20 protein-coding genes are annotated in these 18,475 nt (G+C 50.6%); 5 read left to right on the top strand and 15 right to left on the bottom strand.

Annotated elements, in window-relative coordinates; translation table 11 throughout:
* Positions 1-247: 247 nt before the first annotated feature.
* Positions 248-964 carry an alpha/beta hydrolase gene (locus tag I8U19_RS10765; protein WP_220184974.1) on the top strand — a complete coding sequence of 239 codons (717 nt, stop codon included), beginning with the start codon at positions 248-250 and terminating at the stop codon, positions 962-964.
* A gap of 48 nt (positions 965-1,012) precedes the next feature.
* Here the strand turns inward: I8U19_RS10765 and I8U19_RS10760 are convergent, their stop codons facing one another.
* The 8 genes from I8U19_RS10760 to I8U19_RS10725 all read right to left on the bottom strand — a co-directional run bounded on the left by I8U19_RS10760 (position 1,013) and on the right by I8U19_RS10725 (position 6,694).
* Complete coding sequence (locus I8U19_RS10760) at positions 1,013-1,975, bottom strand: glycine-rich domain-containing protein (RefSeq protein WP_052154039.1); 963 nt, start codon at positions 1,973-1,975, stop codon at positions 1,013-1,015.
* A 216-nt stretch (positions 1,976-2,191) separates the two neighbouring features.
* Complete coding sequence (locus I8U19_RS10755; RefSeq protein WP_033100186.1) at positions 2,192-2,629, bottom strand: BrxA/BrxB family bacilliredoxin; 438 nt, start codon at positions 2,627-2,629, stop codon at positions 2,192-2,194.
* A 79-nt stretch (positions 2,630-2,708) separates the two neighbouring features.
* Positions 2,709-3,308, bottom strand: a complete 600-nt coding sequence (locus I8U19_RS10750) for a pyridoxamine 5'-phosphate oxidase family protein (protein WP_033100141.1) — start codon at positions 3,306-3,308, stop codon at positions 2,709-2,711.
* Between the two features lie 235 nt (positions 3,309-3,543).
* Positions 3,544-4,035 carry a preQ(1) synthase gene (queF, locus tag I8U19_RS10745; RefSeq protein WP_033100140.1) on the bottom strand — a complete coding sequence of 164 codons (492 nt, stop codon included), beginning with the start codon at positions 4,033-4,035 and terminating at the stop codon, positions 3,544-3,546.
* A gap of 20 nt (positions 4,036-4,055) precedes the next feature.
* Positions 4,056-4,442, bottom strand: a complete 387-nt coding sequence (locus tag I8U19_RS10740) for a 6-pyruvoyl trahydropterin synthase family protein (protein ID WP_033100139.1) — start codon at positions 4,440-4,442, stop codon at positions 4,056-4,058.
* A gap of 6 nt (positions 4,443-4,448) precedes the next feature.
* A complete protein-coding gene (gene queC, locus I8U19_RS10735; RefSeq protein WP_033100138.1) occupies positions 4,449-5,147 on the bottom strand; it encodes a 7-cyano-7-deazaguanine synthase QueC in 699 nt (232 codons plus the stop codon).
* 14 nt (positions 5,148-5,161) lie between these two features.
* Positions 5,162-5,875 carry a 7-carboxy-7-deazaguanine synthase QueE gene (locus I8U19_RS10730; protein WP_232336361.1) on the bottom strand — a complete coding sequence of 238 codons (714 nt, stop codon included), beginning with the start codon at positions 5,873-5,875 and terminating at the stop codon, positions 5,162-5,164.
* Positions 5,876-6,130: 255 nt separating this feature from the next.
* Positions 6,131-6,694: a class I SAM-dependent methyltransferase gene (locus I8U19_RS10725; protein ID WP_198055890.1), complete on the bottom strand. Its 564-nt coding sequence runs from the start codon at positions 6,692-6,694 to the stop codon at positions 6,131-6,133.
* A 377-nt stretch (positions 6,695-7,071) separates the two neighbouring features.
* On the opposite strand from I8U19_RS10725, the gene I8U19_RS10720 reads away from it, so the two are divergent.
* Positions 7,072-7,260, top strand: a complete 189-nt coding sequence (locus I8U19_RS10720) for a hypothetical protein (protein WP_152568493.1) — start codon at positions 7,072-7,074, stop codon at positions 7,258-7,260.
* A gap of 92 nt (positions 7,261-7,352) precedes the next feature.
* Here I8U19_RS10720 and I8U19_RS10715 read toward each other — a convergent pair whose 3' ends face one another.
* From I8U19_RS10715 to I8U19_RS10695, 5 genes are all read right to left on the bottom strand, one after another.
* A complete protein-coding gene (locus tag I8U19_RS10715) occupies positions 7,353-8,102 on the bottom strand; it encodes a DeoR/GlpR family DNA-binding transcription regulator (protein WP_232330915.1) in 750 nt (249 codons plus the stop codon).
* A 268-nt stretch (positions 8,103-8,370) separates the two neighbouring features.
* Complete coding sequence (locus tag I8U19_RS10710) at positions 8,371-9,120, bottom strand: SDR family NAD(P)-dependent oxidoreductase (RefSeq protein ID WP_033100133.1); 750 nt, start codon at positions 9,118-9,120, stop codon at positions 8,371-8,373.
* 56 nt (positions 9,121-9,176) lie between these two features.
* Positions 9,177-9,461 carry a hypothetical protein gene (locus tag I8U19_RS10705; RefSeq protein ID WP_152568492.1) on the bottom strand — a complete coding sequence of 95 codons (285 nt, stop codon included), beginning with the start codon at positions 9,459-9,461 and terminating at the stop codon, positions 9,177-9,179.
* Between the two features lie 76 nt (positions 9,462-9,537).
* Positions 9,538-10,287, bottom strand: a complete 750-nt coding sequence (locus I8U19_RS10700) for an IclR family transcriptional regulator (RefSeq protein WP_033100131.1) — start codon at positions 10,285-10,287, stop codon at positions 9,538-9,540.
* Positions 10,288-10,390: 103 nt separating this feature from the next.
* On the bottom strand, positions 10,391-11,266 hold the full coding sequence (locus I8U19_RS10695; RefSeq protein ID WP_198055889.1) for a LysR substrate-binding domain-containing protein: 876 nt from the start codon (positions 11,264-11,266) through the stop codon (positions 10,391-10,393).
* A 239-nt stretch (positions 11,267-11,505) separates the two neighbouring features.
* On the opposite strand from I8U19_RS10695, the gene I8U19_RS10690 reads away from it, so the two are divergent.
* The 3 genes from I8U19_RS10690 (at position 11,506) to I8U19_RS10680 (ending at position 16,654) form a co-directional block, all read left to right on the top strand.
* On the top strand, positions 11,506-12,723 hold the full coding sequence (locus I8U19_RS10690) for an MFS transporter (RefSeq protein WP_198055888.1): 1,218 nt from the start codon (positions 11,506-11,508) through the stop codon (positions 12,721-12,723).
* A gap of 320 nt (positions 12,724-13,043) precedes the next feature.
* On the top strand, positions 13,044-15,749 hold the full coding sequence (gene acnA, locus I8U19_RS10685; RefSeq protein WP_198055887.1) for an aconitate hydratase AcnA: 2,706 nt from the start codon (positions 13,044-13,046) through the stop codon (positions 15,747-15,749).
* Positions 15,750-15,982: 233 nt separating this feature from the next.
* Entirely contained in the window at positions 15,983-16,654 is a 672-nt protein-coding gene (locus I8U19_RS10680) for a site-2 protease family protein (RefSeq protein WP_198055886.1), read from the top strand.
* On the opposite strand, the gene I8U19_RS10675 is transcribed toward I8U19_RS10680, so the two are convergent.
* Both I8U19_RS10675 and I8U19_RS10670 read right to left on the bottom strand, forming a co-directional pair.
* Positions 16,651-17,160: a GNAT family N-acetyltransferase gene (locus I8U19_RS10675; protein WP_232336362.1), complete on the bottom strand. Its 510-nt coding sequence runs from the start codon at positions 17,158-17,160 to the stop codon at positions 16,651-16,653. The genes I8U19_RS10680 and I8U19_RS10675 overlap by 4 nt on opposite strands.
* Before the next feature lie 58 nt (positions 17,161-17,218).
* The gene (locus I8U19_RS10670; RefSeq protein WP_160173819.1) at positions 17,219-18,019 is read right to left on the bottom strand and encodes an ATP-binding cassette domain-containing protein; all 801 of its coding nucleotides are present in this window, start codon (positions 18,017-18,019) and stop codon (positions 17,219-17,221) included.
* Between the last annotated feature and the right edge of the window lie 456 nt (positions 18,020-18,475).

Genomic DNA, 18,475 nt, shown 5'->3' with positions numbered 1-18,475 from the left:
ATTTCCCTCTAACTCGATTTTATAATTTTTTTGAAAAAACGCAAAGCAATATTTTTCCGCACTCGTTAGAAATGACAGATTTCTTGTATATTTTATTGAGTCCTGAACACAAATACCTTTAAACTATCAATACCAACAGTATAAATATACAAGAAAGTGATATAAATAATCAACAGGTAAATAAAGCAAAAATAAGGTATAGTATGGGTACAATCGTCTTACACCAAGGGAAAAGGAGCCAATCACATTGAAAAGGATCATCAAAAGAGAAGAATTGAACAGCAAGCATCTGGGTGAAACAAAAGAAATTTTGGTTTATCTTCCCGACGACGAAGAGAAAAACGGAGAATATCCTCTGCTCGTATTGCATGACGGGCCGGATTACTTTAATCTTGGCCGGATAGTAACCCAGGCCACCCGCATGATGGAGCAGAAAAAAATCATACCGTTCATGATGGCGGCCGTACCCGTGCAAAAGGAAAAACGCACGTCGGAATACTCACCCATCGGCCAGCGTCAGCCGCTTCACATGAACATGATCGTCGAAGAACTTCTCCCTTTGATTCGCACAAAGTATCCCGCCAGCCGGAAAAAAGAGGATCTCGTGATCGGCGGTTCCTCCCTCGGCGGAACAGTCTCCCTGCATATCGCCTTGACTTATCCCGAGGTATGTGACCAAGTGCTCTCCCAATCCGGCGCGTTCATGGAAGCGACGACTGAGCAAATCCTGCGTCAGCCTTCGCTCTCCCGCCTTAAACTGTATCAATCGGTCGGAACATCGGAAACGGCCGTTCCCACGCATCTGGGCACGTTCGATCTCGTTGCGCGCAATCGCGAAATTTATCGCAGCCTGAAGGAAAAAAACGCGCAAGTTCACTACATTGAAGATGAGGGAGACCACACCTGGGGCTTCTGGCAACGGGACCTGCCCCGTGCCCTGCAAACTTTCTTTGGCACAGAGTGATCTACATAAAAATCATCCGCAGAGGCTTCGGCCCCCTGCGGATGGTTGCTAATCCAAAAACTCCTTTTTTCCGTCCGCTGTTTCCACGTCACTGCCTGAAGCGGCAAAACATCCAAGCTCATCCTCCGACCCCGGATCTTTGCCAAACAACTCCTGGTAACGCTGGCGAAAACTTTCCGGAAAATAACTGGACAAAAAGATGACACCCTTAACCATTGAAAGAGCCAAATCTTTGTTTTGCGGCTGAAACGCGGCGTTCTTCCGAAATGAATCAACATCCGTGCCAAATCGGAAAGCGTGATGTTCAACTTCTCTCAGCAGTTTTTTTATGTATTGAATCAAATGGCGAACAAGCACTCCAGCTCCGGGAAGATCATTTTGCGCCCGAGTGTTGAAATATTTCTCTGCCAACCGATCCTCGTCTTCCTTTTTGAATTCTTCGAGGAATTCCCTGGATAACGAGTGTCGCAAGAAGGGTCCCCAGGTTTGCAAACTGTACCGGGTCGGTTTGAACAGCAGGACATACACGAGATCGAACCACGCGCGTTCTTGCGGATTAAAAGGCGCATCCGTTTTGTTCGGGGCATGGTGCAATGCCGTTTTAAGGTAACGTCTGCAAAAATCCTCATATTCGCGGGTAAACATCAATTTTTCGTGCCAGATTTCATCGACTTCCCGGCTGAACATCGGAACACTTTTCAGGAGCGCGGCCATGATCAAATAACGTTTCCATTCAAACCAGCGGTTTTCCCATTCAGTCAGACTGATTTGGTGTTCGCGAATGACGCGTTCCTTAACCCGTTCCACATAGCGTTCGGAAAGCGATTGTTCCAAGTGGCGCAACAATGCCCGGAAGTTTCCCCGAAACTCTTCGCCATGATCCTGCATGCCAAGATCGGGCAAAACGTATAAAAGCCGGTGTTTCTTTCTCTTGGCCAACCGATAGAGAACATTGACCACGATGCTCATTCCAATGAAAAACACCAGCAACAAACCAGCGATGATTTCCATTCCCCGCCATCTCTCCTCTCTCTACCATTGTAATCAATCGATGAAGAGAAATGCACCCTTGCCGCTCATCAGCCAAAGAAATGACACCTTCTCACCGGCAGAAAAACAGGGATGAAAGCTGGACACAATCGGGAGGGGCGTGGCATCCCCCGCCGCTATTTCACAGAAAAAACTCCCTCAGAATTGGGAGGGAGTTCAAGGGCCGTCATTCTGCAATTAGTCACAATACCGGTCATAAGCAGCCGTCAGGTTGGCAGCGATCTCTTCCAGCGGCACATTCTCGATTTCATGACGGTGAATCATATGCACCAACTTGCCGTCTTTTAAAAGGGCAAAAGACGGGGAAGAAGGCGGTTGACCTTCAAAATACTCGCGTGCCCGGGCGGTTGCTTCCCGATCTTGCCCGGCAAAAACGGTATATAAATGATCCGGCACTTTATCGTGTTTCAGCGAAAAGGCAGCTGCGGGGCGGGCCAGGCCGGCTGCGCATCCGCAAACGGAGTTGACCACCACCAGGGCCGTTCCTTTTGCGCCTTCGCCGGTCAAGGCTGCATCCACCTCTTCGGGTGTGCGCAATTCCTTAAATCCGACGTTGGTCAACTCATCACGCATATGTTGAACCATAGCTTGCATTTGTTGGACATAAAAGTTCATGGACACTGTCATCCCTCCTTCGCATCTATTTTATCCCATTTTCAAAGCAAGAGTCTACCAATCATGCTTGAGGCCTTTGTCACGTCATTTGCTGCTTGTACATCTTTGTCCCAAAAAAGTCCCCGCTGGCCGTGGACATTTGATTTGCCTGCACAGCCGGTTCCACCTTTTTCAGCAAGGGAATGTTTTTGGAACAATGAATATAAGCTTCGTCAATTTTCACCAAAACCCAAGCCTCCACCTGTTTTTCCACTGTCTGCTGCAGATGAAGCGCAATCGGTCTCGGAATGCATCGCGTCAGTGCTTCATCTTCAATGATTCCCGCTGTCCCGTTGATATGCAGACCGATTCTGTGGGTAAAAAAATCGATAAACAACATTCCGATATGCGGATTTTCCAACATGTTCCCAAGGCTTGCCAATACACCATTTCCACGATACTCCGGGTATATCACGTTTTTTTTATTTATTATATGTATAAACCCTGGTTTACCGGCACGAAAGGACATATCGCAATTCCCCTGGCGGTCGCTTGTGGCAAGAAACATCATTTCCTGTTTCAGGAGAAAATCCTGCATGGCAGGCGACAGGTGATCAAGCATCTGATTTTCATAAAATGTGTTGGCCCGTTTTTCGGTGCCAAACCTCTTTTGGAGCCAGTGCTCGCCTTGTGAAGACATGGATTTAACACACCTCTATACTTTATAGGGTTTTTTCTTAACCAAAGTATAAGAAAAATAATCAAATTCAGCAAACAATAATCAGAAATGTTTTACATGTTTCTGGTTCTCATTTGAAAAACAAATTCGTTAAGGTTTTTTTGTGAAAACGGGTGCACCCCTTCGTTCCCAGCGTTTCAAATGGTCGATCAGAGGTACACCCGCGCTTCTATCGTGTTCGCCAGCTGTATATTCCTTACCGGTTATCCACCCGCTCCGGGTAGAGGTCGTGCTTGGCCAAGCGCTCCTGCGCAATTTTCTCCCATTTTGTCCCTGGTTTTCCATAATTGACATAAGGATCAATGCTGATCCCGCCGCGCGGGAGAAATTTTCCCCAGACTTCGATATATTTGGGATCCAATTTTTTAATCAAGTCTTTCATGATGACAACCACACAGTTTTCATGAAAGTCCCCGTGATTGCGGAAGCTGAAGAGATAAAGCTTGAGCGACTTGCTCTCCACCAGCTTTTGATCCGGAACATAACTGATATAGATTGTAGCAAAATCGGGCTGGTTGGTAATCGGACAAAGGCTGGTAAATTCCGGGCAATTAAACTTGACAAAGTAGTCGAGGTCCGGATGACGGTTATCAAACGCTTCGAGCAAACCGGGATTATATTCAAATTCATAGTCCGTCTTGCTGCCAAGCAAATGCAGATTCAAGTCTTCCTTCTTTTGCTCGTTCATGTTCTTTCCTCCACACATGATCATAAACGCTCAAAACGCGCATAGGCTTCATTCGTTTCCTGCACTTCGACCCATTTGACCAGCGGCTGGTTTTTCTTTTGCCGGCAAAGGCCATCGATGATCGAGAAAAAGACTTCAGCCACTTTTTCCGTAGTGGGGGCAGCCCCTCCTTGCTCGGGATCGAATTCGGGAAACTGGTTAAGCAGATAATGGTCATATTTTTTTTCCAATGCATGCTTTACCTGACGGAAATCAATCAACATATGCTGCTCGTCCAGTTCCTGCCCCTCCACGCAAAAAGTCACTTTGTAGTTATGACCGTGAATCCGTTCGCACTTGCCCGCACCCGGGACGCTATGGGCACAGGAAATCCAGAAATGCTTGACGAGTGTATACTTGCCGCGCATCGTTCATCACCTGAATTGTGAGGGAATTTTTTTATAGGGGATCGGATCAGTTGCGTTGTTTTCCGCAAAACCCTTGAGCCTGAGCAGGCAGCTGTCGCATTCCCCGCAGGCTTCTTCCCCGCCGAGGTAGCAGGAAGTGGTCAGTTCATACGGTACGCCGAGTTCCAAGCCGCGCCTGATGATTTCCGCTTTGGACCAATGAATGAGCGGTGTCTCAATGCTCAATTTTCCCTCCGATGTAACCCCCATTTTGGTCGCAAGATTAATCGTCTCCGTCATCGCAGCGATAAACTCGGGCCGACAGTCCGGATAACCGCTGTAATCAACCGCAGTCACTCCTGTATAAATCTTTTCCGCCCCGATCACTTCGGCATAAGCGGTCGCCAGTGACAAGAAAATCAAATTTCGCGCCGGCACATAGGTGTCGGGAATCCCATCCTGCACTCCGCCTGTTTGCACCTCGATCGCCTCGTCGGTCAGGGCACTGCCGCCAATATCCCCCAAAAAGGAAACGTTCACGATTTTATGCCGTTGTTCCACTCCATAGAAAGCCGCCACTTTTTTGGCATGCTCCACTTCTTTGTCATGCCGCTGCTGGTAATAAAAAGTGATGGGATACAATTCATAGCCTGCCTCTTTGGCAATCCCCATGCACGTGGTACTGTCCAAACCGCCGCTCAATACGACAACCGCTCGATTGCTCATGCGTTTTCTCCCCCTTAAACGCCCCGCGCATCGGGGTCCCAAATGATTTTGTGAATCTGCAAATTGAGTTTGACCTTAGTCAATCGCTGTTCGAGGATCAGATCCACCAGACGGTCCGGTTTCATCGTTTCCCAGACCGGGCTGAACAGCGGGACGCCCTTCTTCATTTTTTCCTTTACCACGGACGCCGCCAGGCAAAAATCTTCCTCATCAGCGATCACAAACTTCACCTCATCCGTGTCACGCAAAAAGGCAAAATTCTCTTCAATCATCTTGTCGTTTTCTCCGCTGGCCGGCAGTTTGTAATCCAAAATAAACCGGACCTTTTGCCCGATTTTTCCGTTGTTATTGCGCCATTCATCAAAAGGCCCGAGGTGGATGGCGCCGTTGGTTTCCACATGCACGTCATCCACCTCTTCGATTCCGGCAAGGGCCGCCATCAAAAGAAGGGACTTATTCCCGTGCATCAGCGGCTCACCCCCGGTCAGGCAGATGTGCCGATTGCCGTATTCCCTCACCTGCCCGACAATTTCTGATACCGTGGCAAAGTACTCCGGTTTGGCGGGGGCATAACTGTAGGGTGTATCACACCACGTACAGCGCAGATTGCAATTGTACACCCGTACGAACGTGGTCGGATACCCCGCTTTCGTCCCTTCTCCTTCCACTGTTTGAAATACTTCGACCATCGGAAGTTTCGGATCTTCCGTCAATCGTTCTTTCTGCAAAAGAACGCACCTCTTCTCTATCTGAAAAGCGTTTCGCTCAGGATCCGGACTAAACCCATGCTATCAAAAGCAGGCGCGGACAGACAATACCGCACATCCAAAAATCATAGCGAAATTCGCCTTGTTTCACAAGATCGGTCTTAAAAAAGGGAAAATCAGGGATTCAAAAGAGCGGAGAGCAACCCGGCCATCGTTTCGGAAAAGCCGGGCAGATATCGTGGAATTCAAAGGTAAGGGTTGCCTGCAATCAGCGGTTCAAAACGGCTTTACCGCATCGACGATCAGGGAAACACTTTTCAGCTCACCCGACTGATTGCGGTGATCAAAGCGGCGGGAGCGGTAGATAAAACCATCGAGGGGATCCCAGTCCACATAATGAAAATGACCGTTTTCATCGCAGTATTCAAGCAGCTTCACCAAAAAACCGGCTTCCTCAAACATCCGGGTGAACGATTGATAATTGTAGACGATTTTATGCAAAGCAGCCGGGTTATCCGCATTTCCCGCTCTCCCCGATTTGACGAGTTGCTGATATTCTTTGTTTTGAAAATACCCGTCCGGCACGGCACAGCGAATCCATCCTCCCGGCAATAAAAAACGGCGGCAAATACGGGCAGCCCTCACTCCTTCTTCAAAAGTCAGATGCTCCCACACATGTTCCGCCAAAATGGCCGTAATCGATTCTTCAGCAAATCGCGCTTCCCAATCTTCCGGTTTCAGCAAATTCAATTCATGTTCATTAGTGTGAATCCAGCCCGGGTTGTTGATCGTTTTTCCCGCCCCTACAACGACGCGGATTTCGTCAATTGATTCACCCATTGTGAAAACCCCCAATAAGTTCTGTTTATCTGTCTGCCATCAAGCGTGTGGATTGGTGGAATCATCAAAATGCCGGATCGGCCATGTCGCGCTCAAGCGTCTTTTTTCATTATAATCCTGATTCTGCTTGAATTTTTATGTTATTTTTGCGAAACCTGCGCCTGGAACGGTGCGGGAAAGACAAATATTTCCCCGGTCATAAGCGGGTTCACATCCGCATACAGATAAAAAACCGACTTTTCAGCTGTTGATTCCTTATTTTTGAGCGCCAAGCCGGAGAATCAAAACACAAACCAACCTGCCAGGTTCCGGGACAGGAAAATCGAGCGGCTAATTCCCCTTTTCCTTGTCGAAAATGAAAAAGGAGGAGGGAAATGATGAGTAAGAAGCTGACGGATGATTCCTATATGCGCATCTTTGATGCCGAAGAATGCGCCATCATTGAATTTGCCCTGCTTGATACTTACAAGCGATTAAAAAACTATGAGGACGAATGGCACCAGCAACAACTGAAAAAAATGAGAAGGCTGTTAATCCAGAAGTTTGAAATTCTCCCGGACGAATAACAAAAAAGCAGTCACCTCCGTGTGCGGGCAATGCCGTTGCAGTTCTTCCTGACGATACAGACCGGGTGCAGGCTTGCCCGCGTTTCTCCATATTAATCCCGTCCTTCCCCTGTCTCCAGCGCTTCGATCTCCAATCTGTCCAACACCGGCTTCCAACGCTCCGGAATCCGGTCGGCAATCAAAAAATCAACCTGGTCCAGCGAACACACTTTGTAAAACAAGGGCTTCCCGAATTTTGTATGATCAGCGAGCACGATCACCTGTTCAGCGCGATGGATCATTTCCCGCACAACCTGCCCGTCCTCTTCGCTTTTAAAAAAAATGCCTTCATCGGTAATTCCGCCCGCGCCCATTAAAAATTTGTTCACTTTATATTCCTGCAGCTTTCGGGTCGTCTCCGATCCGTACAAATAGCGGTCCCGCGCATGGAGTATCCCGCCCAAGACGTGAATCTTCACTCCCGGTTTCGCGGACAGGATATCGGCGATGTCGATCGAATTGGTGACCGCCACAATGTTTTGCGCCGTTATTGCCTGGGCGGCATATTGAACCGTCGTGGAAGTATCCAGCAGAATCGTGTCATAATCCTGAATCCACTTCGCCGCTTCCCTCCCGATTCGCTCTTTGCTCTCCCCTTTCAGATCCAGCCGTTCCTTATAACTTTCAATTTCCTGGTTCAAGGTAGGGAGAACCGCGCCACCCCGGGTTCGGATGATCAGTTTTTGCTCGCTCAATTTGACCAGATCCCTTCTCGCCGTGTCGCGGGAGACGTTAAATTGCTCGCAAATGTCCTGTACGCGGATCCGGCCGTGTTCTCTCAAATATTGTAATATCCCCAGCATTCGTTCCTCCTGGTACATGATTCGCCTCCGTTTAAGCATTTTTAAGCAAAGTTAAGCATTTATCACCAATAAAAACAATAAACACTTACTATTGCTTAATTTTAACGTTGCTTTTTGCGATCCGGCAAGGTAGATTGAGGATAGGAGAGAGGGAAAATCAACCACCGGTATCCCCTTGATCCTGCCACTCCCGGTTGCCAGCGTAACCTGCCGAAAGGGCGTGATGGCAATGGGAAAAGTCCCGGGACCAACATCCCCGGGACTCTCATCACTCTTCATAAATCATTTTGCGCGTCATTCCGCCGTCGACCACCAGCTGAATCCCCGTCACAAAATCATTTTCGGGATCACTCAGGTAGAAACAGGCTTTTACAATGTCTTCCGGTTTCCCCACCCGTCCTGCCGGGTGCTGTTCATGATCAACCGCCCGCAACGCTCCGTAATCACCCGTTTCAACCCAGCCCGGGGCAATCGCATTCACCCTGATCCCGTCCGGGCCCAATGAAATGGCAAGTGCATGGGTCAACCCGACGATCCCCGCTTTGGATGCGGCATAAGCCTCTGTGTTGGGTTCAGACATGAGTGCGCGGGTTGAAGCGAGGTTGATGATCACGCCGCTCTTTTGCGTTCGCATCACTTTTGCCGCTTCGCGCGAGCATAAAAAGACGCTGCGCAAATTGGTGTCAATCACGTCATCCCACTCTTCGGCCGTCAGGTCATAAGGCGATTTCCAACGTGATACCCCCGCATTGTTGATCAAAATATGCACCGTTCCGAAGGCATCAACGGCTTTTTGCACCAATCGGACAATCTCCTCTTCTTTGCGCACATCAGCGGGCACCGCAATCACTTCTCCATTCAACGATTGCAGGCGGCTTGCTGCTTTGAGCAACAGATCCCGGTTCAGATCAGCCATGACCACCTTAGCCCCTGCACGCGCATAACCCTCGGCAACAGCCCTGCCGATTCCCTGGGCTGCCCCGGTGACAATCACCACTTGACCGCTGAATTTCCCCATCGGTCCTTCCTCCTTTTCACAAGAAAAATCCCCACACCTCGGCGGGGAATCATCCTTCATTGCTCTACTTTTTGCAAGATCGATTGATAAACGCCGGTCCCGTGCCCATGAATATGATGGATTTCATCGCGGGCCAAACGGGCCACCAACGCTTTCTCTTCCTGCGTCATCTCGCTCTTTAAATCGCGCAGTTTCCGCTGCAATTCACTGATCAGGCGCAATTCCCGTTGCCTCTCTTCCGGGGTCGCCGCAAGCTCATCAGACTGCCCCTGACGCAACCGGACTGCTTCTTCTTCCAGTCTTGTGGAAAGAAAATTCATCTCTTCCGGGGAAAAAAGCATCAACTTTTCCTCCTTGTTCCTGAGGCTTGCATCCATAGTATCAGCCAATGTCTTTTTTCCCATTCTCTCTTCCGGCCTACGAGCGGATCATTTTGCCCATTTGCACCGCCGCCTCTTTCATCCGCGGGACAAACTGAATCATCTTGTCGATATTCATGCGGGAAACCGGACCGGATACGGCCAAAGCAGCCACCAAATCGCCCCGCTTGGAAAAAACAGGGACGGAAACGGCAGCGGTTCCTGCTTCCCGTTCTTCCACACTGATGGCAAACCCTTCTTCCCTGATTTTCTGCAATTGTTCAAGGTACTGTTCACGCTCGAGATTTTCCGGCCAGTCGGGGGAAGAGAGTAATTTGGATACCGCTTCTTCCCCGGCATATGCCATGAGGACTTTGCTGGAAGCACCAACGGCAAGCGGCATCCGCGCCCCAACCGGAGCCACGCGCCGGATCGCCTGCCTGCTTTCCACCGCCTGAATCCGCACGCGCTCCCCTCCGTCGCGAATATATAAACTGACCGTTTCATCCAGTTCATCACGCAACCGCTCCATCTCCGGCAAGAAGAGCACAGCCGGGTCATCGGACTGATCAAGATTGGCCGACAGCTCCCAGACGCGAAAACCGAGGCGGTACTTCTCCGACTGAGGATCGCGTTTTACAAATCCCTTTGCCTCCAATGTAGCCAAAAGGCGAAAGACCGTGCTTTTATTCAGTCCCGTCTTCTCGGCGATCTCCATCATTCCGAGTTGGGATGCATCTGCAAAGCACAACAATATATCCAAAGCCCGCTCGGCTGCCCGCACTGTTGCTTTTTTCGCTTCACTCAAGGTTTAGCCCCTCCGCGTTTCATTCTATGAAACTTATTTCGTTTTTCAAACATTATACTCTTCCAGGCTAAAAGATGAAATAAAAATATCGTGCAAACATGGTTCACCCCAAGCGCTGCATCACAAACGTCCGAAATTTCAAGACCGGAAGCGGCATGAATCCGCCTTCCCGCCAGGCCATCCCGATCATCCTGCGGCAACGGGGTTCACTCACTTCCAGACAAACAGTTTTTTCCTGATTCAGTCCGGAAACCTCCGGGATCAAAGCGATGCCCAGTCCCGCCGCGACCAATCCGGCCACGGTTGTCACCTCTTCCCCCTCAAAAGCGACTTGCGGGCGAAAACCGGCTTCCCGGCACAGGTTTTCGGTGATTGAGCGCAATCCGTATCCATGTTTCATGCAGATGAACGGGTCGTTTGCCACCTCATCCAAACGAACGGTTCCTCGCCCGGCCAAACGATGGTGTCGCGGAACCAGAAGAACCAGTTTCTCCTCAAGCAAATCCACCCAGCCGAAACCGGGACGCCGCACCGGGGGGGAGGTAAAACACAAATCGATTTCCCCCGCCTCCAGCTGTGTCAAAATATGCTGGGCTGAATTCTGGTAAAGCTGAAAGCGAACGAAGGGATTGGCCTCTCGAAATTCCCGCAGCAAGGACGGAATAAGCTGCGCACCCAGCGTATGCAAAAAAGCGAGTGAGACCAGTCCCCTCTCCGGATTAAGAAGATCGTCGATTTTCTTTTTTCCTTTTTCAATCTCAGCCAGCGCCCGCTCCACATGCTGAAGAAACAGATGTCCATAGCGGTTCAGGCGCACTGATCTTCCCTCCCGTTTAAAAAAGGGAACGCCGATTTCCTCTTCCAGCGCAGCGATGGAGCGACTGAGCGCGGGCTGGGAGATCGCAAGCTGCTCGGCGGCGCGTGTGAAATGTTCCAGACGGGCGACGACCCTGAAATATTCGAGCTGTTGCCATTCCATCCCGATCCCTCTTTCTGTTCATTTAATAACAGAAAAACATTGATTTAATGCAAAAATGAAATTTTACGACCAGCAAAGGATAGCGCTACGATAAGAGAAAGAGGGGAGATGCCCCCTTTTTTTATATTTCAAGCCGGGCCTTGGTATGCCCACCCTCTCCGGTTTTGCTCCCGTTTCCACCTTCAGGTTGCACCAAAAAGAAAGATGAATGTTTTCCATCCTTGAAGGAGGCATAAACATTGAACAAAATTGTTCCGGGATCCCCCGCCTTTGCCAAAGCGCTGACTTGCCTTTTCGCCGGGGGATTCGTAAGTTTTTCCATCCTTTACAGCACCCAGCCTCTTTTACCCCTTTTCTCACATGAATTTCACGTAAAGCCCGTAACCGCAAGTCTATCCGTATCACTGTCAACGGGGATGCTCGCCGTCTTCATGCTCTTGGCGGCTTCTCTCTCCGATAGCTGGGGCAGAAAAAAAATGATGAACCTGTCGCTTCTTTGTTCTTCGGTTCTCGCTTTGCTGCTTCCTTTTCTGCCCAATTTCACTCTCCTGCTCATCTTCCGGGCGCTGACCGGAGCAGCACTGGCCGGTCTACCCTCGATCGCCATGACCTATATTAATGAAGAGTTTCATCCCCAAAGCCTGGGGCGGGTGATGGGCATTTACATCGCCGGCACTTCCATTGGCGGAATGAGCGGGCGTATCGCCGTCGGCATTTTGTCCGATCTGTTTTCATGGCAAACGGCTCTTACCTGCATGGGTCTCTTCAACCTGTTGCTCAGCTGTTGGTTTTGGAAACACCTGCCGGAGACCGCTCATTTCCATCCAAAACGGCTGAAGCTCCGCAGCTTGTTTTTTTCCCTGGTCAATTGCTTGAAAAATCCGGGTTTGCTCTTATTATACGGAATCAGTTTTGCCCTGATGGGCAGTTTTGTCTCCCTGTACAATTATATCGGTTACGATCTAATGGCCTCGCCTTATCACTTGAGTTCTTTTGCCGTCAGCCTGATCTTCATCGTCTATTTGACCGGAACATTCAGTTCGGCCTGGATGGGCCGTCTTGCCGACAAATGGGGGCAGGCGAAAGTTTTGGGCTTTGGAATCTTCCTGATGCTGATCAGCGACGGACTCAGTCTCTATCCCCATCTCATCAGCAAAATAATCGCGGTCGCAATTTTTACTTTCGGCTTTTTCGGCAGTCATTCCGTGGCCAGCGGCGGGGTGGGAAAACTTGCTGCCGCCAGCAAAGCACAAGCATCTTCCCTTTATCTCTTTTTCTATTACACCGGTTCCAGTCTGGCGGGTTCAGCGGGAGGCTGGTTCTGGAGCCGGTTTGGTTGGTTCGGGGTGACCGAAATGATCGGCTGCCTGTTGCTTGTCTCACTCGGTTTGGTATTTCTCCTTTTCCTCCTGAGAGAGAAGCCGAAGCCCGGCCGAAGTTTTTATAAGAGTCATTAACCTTGTCATGATCTAAACCGCTGCTCACCACACATATAGTAAGACAGGGGATGTCCGTCGGGGAAAACCGCTTATATTGTTGCAGGCCGCACAAGATTCCCGGCTTTCGTCTCCGGGTTGCGCCAAAGAAGCGAATGGTTTTTTCCGGATGTTGGAGTGACAGCCCCCGCTCCTGGTTGATCAAAGCCTGCTTTTTTCCATTGTTTTCTCATTTTTTTTAAGTGGAAGCCTATACAATATTTCAAAACCATTGTATAATGGTATCGAATTTAGAACCTTGTTTCACCAGACGAAACCAACCCGCAAAGGAGGTTGCCCGCATGGCAAAGGATTTGTTCAACGTCCGCTCCAAACTGACCGTTGAAAATCAGGAATATGTGTACTACCGTTTAAGCGGATTGGAAGAACAAGGAGTCGGCTCTGTCTCCAAATTGCCATTCTCCATTAAAGTGCTGCTGGAAGCAGCCGTACGCCAATTTGATGGAAAATCCGTAACAAAAGAACATATCGAACAATTGGCCACCTGGGCAGAAAAGCGTTCCGACAAAGAAATCGCCTTCAAACCCGCGCGGATCGTGCTGCAGGATTTCACCGGGGTACCGGCCGTTGTGGACCTTGCTGCACTGCGCTCAGCCATGGCGCGCGTCGGCGGTGATCCCAAACGCATCAACCCGCTCATTCCCGTTGATCTGGTCATCGACCACTCCGTGATGGTCGATAAAGCCGGAACTAGCGATGCTTTGGAGTACAACATGGACCTGGAGTTCAAACGCAACGAAGAGCGTTACCGACTCTTGCGCTGGGCTGCCGAATCCCTGGATAACTTCCGCGCTGTTCCTCCGGCAACCGGCATCGTCCACCAGGTAAACTTGGAATATTTGGCCAATGTGGCCGTAACCCGGGAAGTGGACGGCGAAAAAGTGGTATTCCCGGATTCGCTTGTCGGTACCGACTCCCACACCACCATGATCAACGGGCTCGGCGTTGTCGGCTGGGGCGTTGGCGGCATTGAAGCCGAAGCATGCATGCTCGGGCAACCGCTCTACTTCATCACCCCAGAAGTGATCGGCTTTAAACTGACCGGAAAACTGGCTGAAGGAGCCACTGCAACCGACCTCGCCCTCACCGTCACCGAAATGCTGCGCAAAAAAGGCGTTGTCGGCAAGTTCGTCGAGTTCTACGGTTCCGGTCTGTCCAATCTGAGCCTGGCCGACCGTGCGACGGTTGCCAATATGGCTCCGGAATACGGTGCCACGATCGGTTTCTTCCCGGTTGACGAAGAATCGCTCAACTACCTGCGCAACACCGGGCGCGATGAAAGCCTCGTGCGGCTCGTAAAAGAATACTACACGGCACAAGGCCTCTTCCGTACGGATGAAACACCTGATCCGGTATACACCGATACGATCGAACTCGACCTGTCGACCGTCGTTCCAAGCTTGTCCGGACCAAAACGCCCGCAAGACCGCATTGAGCTGAGCAAAATGAAAGAATCCTGGAATGAAACCTTGCGCAAACCGATTGATGAGCGCGGATTCGGCCTGTCCGACCAGGAAATCAGCAAATCGGTCAGCGTTACCCGTCCCGACGGAACCACTTATGAACTGAAACAAGGCTCGGTTGTGATTGCAGCCATCACCAGCTGTACCAACACATCCAACCCGTCCGTGATGGTCGGCGCCGGTTTGGTGGCGAAGAAAGCGGTCGAAAAAGGCCTGAGCGTACCTGCTTACGTGAAAAGCAGCTTAACCCCCGGTTCCAAAGTCGTAACCGACTATTTGACCAAGGCGAACCTGATTGAACCGCTGGCAAAACTCGGCTTCACCGTGGCCGGTTACGGTTGCGCCACTTGTATCGGAAACAGCGGCCCTCTCTCTGATGATGTGAGCAGAGCGATTGAGGAAAACGACCTGACCGTCGCCTCTGTCCTCTCCGGTAACCGTAACTTTGAAGGGCGCATCCATCCGCTGGTGAAAGCAAACTACCTGGCTTCCCCGCCGCTGGTTGTCGCTTATGCCCTCGCCGGAACAGTCAACATCGATTTTGAAAAAGAGCCGATCGGCCACGATCCGAGCGGACAGCCGGTTTATTTAAAAGATATCTGGCCGTCTTCGCAGGAGATCAGCGATGTGATGGCCAGCGCCATCAGCGCGGAACAATTCCGCAAACAGTATGCCAAAGTGTTTGATGCCAACGAACGCTGGAACCAACTGCCCACACCAAAAGGCGTTCTGTATGAGTGGGATGAAAAATCGACCTATATCCAGGAACCGCCTTTCTTTGTCGGCCTGTCACCGGAAGTGGAAGAGATTAAACCGATTTCCGGCGCACACATCCTGGCTCTCCTCGGTGATTCCGTGACCACCGACCACATCTCGCCGGCAGGAAGCATCGCCACCAACAGCCCGGCCGGACGCTACCTGCAAGAAAACGGCGTCAGCGTAAAAGACTTCAACTCCTACGGTTCACGGCGCGGAAACGACCGTGTTATGACCCGCGGCACCTTTGCCAACATCCGCATCCGCAACCAGGTGGTACCGGGATCGGAAGGCGGCGTGACGGAACACGTTCCGAGCGGTCAAGTGATGTCCATCTACGATGCGGCGATGAAATACAAAGAGGAAAACACCCCGCTCGTCGTCATCGCCGGCAAGGAATACGGCACCGGCAGCTCCCGTGACTGGGCCGCAAAAGGAACCAACCTGCTCGGGGTCAAAGCCGTGATCGCCGAAAGCTTTGAGCGCATCCATCGCAGCAACCTCGTGGGCATGGGCGTGCTCCCGCTGCAATTCAAAGATGGCCAAAGCTGGAAATCGCTCGGCCTGACCGGAAAAGAAACCATTGATATCATCGGTTTGAACGATCAAATCGCTCCGGGTCAAACCCTGAAAGTGAAAGCGACCAAACCGGACGGAAGCACGGTTGAATTCGATGTCGACGTGCGCCTGGACAGCGTGGTCGATGTGGAATATTACCGCAACGGCGGTATTTTGCAAACGGTCTTGCGCCAAATCCTCAACGGTTAAAGCGGGTAAGAATCCCGGTCAGGAATGATCTCTTCGATGACCCGGGCGCATGGGAAGAACGGCTCACCGTTCCTGGTATCCCGGTTAAGCCTTCCGTTTCCATCCCCGGGCATGCCCGTTTTGAATTTCTAAATCCGTTTGGCAATCGCATTGAATTGATCCAAATGTTATGATGAAAGCAGTGCCACCCACTCGGCACTGCTTTTTGATTATCTCGAAAAAGGTGATGCCCTGTGAATTTTTCATCCTGGCTGGCCTATCCGCTATCCCAGCTTCCCTTCATCCTGGTCACGCTCCTGATCGCTTTTACCGTCCATGAATTCGCTCATGCCTATACCGCTTACCGCTTTGGAGACCCGACAGCCAAAAATGAAGGAAGGCTCACATTAAATCCGGCGGCCCATCTTGATCCGCTCGGGGCGCTGTTGGTGATCATAGCCGGATTTGGCTGGGCAAAACCCGTGCCGGTCAATCGTTTTTATCTGCGCAATCGCAAACTGGTCGGTCCGCTCATTAAGATCGCCGGCCCCTTGAGCAACCTTCTCCTGGCCTTTCTGTCCCTGTTCATCTGGGACCTGTTGCAGCAGTTTTCCTGGTATGCCAGCCTTACTCCGAACATGATCGGCATCATGACCACCTTTTTTTCCATCATGGTCCATTTCAATATCCTTCTTTTCTTCTTCAACATTCTGCCGTTTCCACCCCTGGACGGGTATCGCTTCATCGAAGATCTGGTTTCCAATGAAACGCGGGCGAAAATGCATCAATATGAATCGTACGGCTGGCTCCTGTTCATCATTCTGGCGGTCACTCCACTCGGAAACTTTGTCTTGGCCCCTTACTTCTCTTTTTTCATCCCCGGTACAATTAATGCCATGAGCGATTGGCTGCATTTTCTGTTTTAAAGAGAAGAATCCTCTGCTCCCGGCAAGCGCTTTTCCAATTCAATCTCATCATGCAGCGGAATGCCCTCATTTCCGACCAGCGGAATGGAGGGTTTTTGTTTGCGCGCCTCGTCAACCGCTCCCGGGTAAAGAGCAACCATCCGGTACCCCCGTTTTTGATAAAAACGCAAAGCATTCAGATTGTCGTTGGTTGTGATCAGACAGATGCGCTTCCCGCCCTGCTCTCTCACCTTTTGCTCAACCGCCCGGAGCAGGCTGCCGCCCACCCCGCAGTTTGGGATCAGCGCATTGAGGCTCAGGATCTCCGCCGCATCGGCCCGAATCGCAAACGTGACGGCTCCCACCGGCTTCCCTCGCTGAATCGCGATCAGGGCGGACAACTCATGCAGATGAAAAACGTTCCCTTTGGAAACCATCTTTGCTCCGCCCCATTCCTTCTGCCACAAGCGCCGCAACCACTCCTGCTCTTCACCCGATTCGGGGGCGCGGATGATAGTTTTCGTCATGCTGTTGACTCCCCTTTTCATCAGGTATGTTGCTTTCCATAATCTGAGGTTTGCGACGCTACCGGAAATGGCGCAGGTTGGCAAATGCCTGCATCGCCTGGTACCAGGCAGCCACGGTTCCTTCCGGCACACTGGCTGCGAGGTATTTCTTTTTGCCGATCCGGCGGCATGCCCCTGCCTCCATCAAGATCAAGTCATCAGCCGCCTCCGCCAGCTCCATGTCCTTTTCCGTGGCGATCATGGTAATCCGGCCTTGCGGATTGGATCGCAACTCCCGCCACAAAAGTTTTTTGCCCAATTCATCCAATCCCTCGGTCGGTTCATCCAAAATCCAGATGGAGGGATCGACCAGCAAACTGTGAGCCAATAAAAAGCGTTTAAAAGCTCCTCCGGACAGCTCACTGACAAACGAGCGGCGAAAACCGGCCAACCCCCATTTGGCCACGATTTCAGCACTCTTTCTTCGCGGATTCATCACGCGCTTCAACTGCGCTTCATACAAAAACGCTTTTTCAACGGTCATGTCCGTCTCCCATCTGCAGTGAACGGGAACATAACTGATTTTTCCCTTCAGCTCCGTCAAAAAGGATGAGCCGGCCGTCGCATTTCCCTTCGACCAAACGTACGATTTTTGCTCACCCCATTGATAAATAATCCGTCCGTCATCCGGGACAGAAACCATGGCGGTTAAACGCAACAGCGTGGTTTTGCCCGCGCCTTTCGGGCCCAATATAACGGTAACTCCGGCCCGGATCGAAGCGGAAAAATCGAGCAATCCCAGGCAGGGCGAACGGAAGGATCGTCTTGACGCATCGTAAGAATCAAATGTTTTTCTCAAATGGAACCAATCTATACGCAACGGTAACGTCACCCTTTCCGGCCGAATTGCAAGTCTGTCCAAATCAAGTGTTCTGTGAAAGGCATGGTTTTCGGGTTGCGCCCCCCTGACCCAGCGTTTCTGCTGATCAGTCAGCAGGCCGCCATCCCCCCTCCTGATTTTTCAAAAAATTTTTCTTCCGGCGCTGTGTCAGACAAATGTTTTTATGTAAGAAAAGATCTTGATTTTCATGGGGTTATTAAAAAGCCTGAGTGAGAGGATCAAACATCCATCTGTCCAAATACGTGATAAATTCTGACCTTTATATTCTTTATTAATTCTAGTATAACTTACAATAAAATCCAAGTGGACGATTTAAAGGAGAATCTTTTTTCAATTGGGTGACATTCTGTTTTGGCAAAGGAATGGATTGACCCCATCCTCCTTCTGTGATAGGTTGAAAGTGTAGAATTCCATATGCGAGAAACGGGAGCTTGG

It is taken from the genome of Thermoactinomyces sp. CICC 10523, assembly GCF_016055105.1.
GTDB lineage: Bacteria > Bacillota > Bacilli > Thermoactinomycetales > Thermoactinomycetaceae > Thermoactinomyces_A > Thermoactinomyces_A daqus.
The sequence above is the reverse complement of the archived record's forward strand: the minus strand, read 5'-3'. Positions and strand labels throughout refer to the sequence as shown.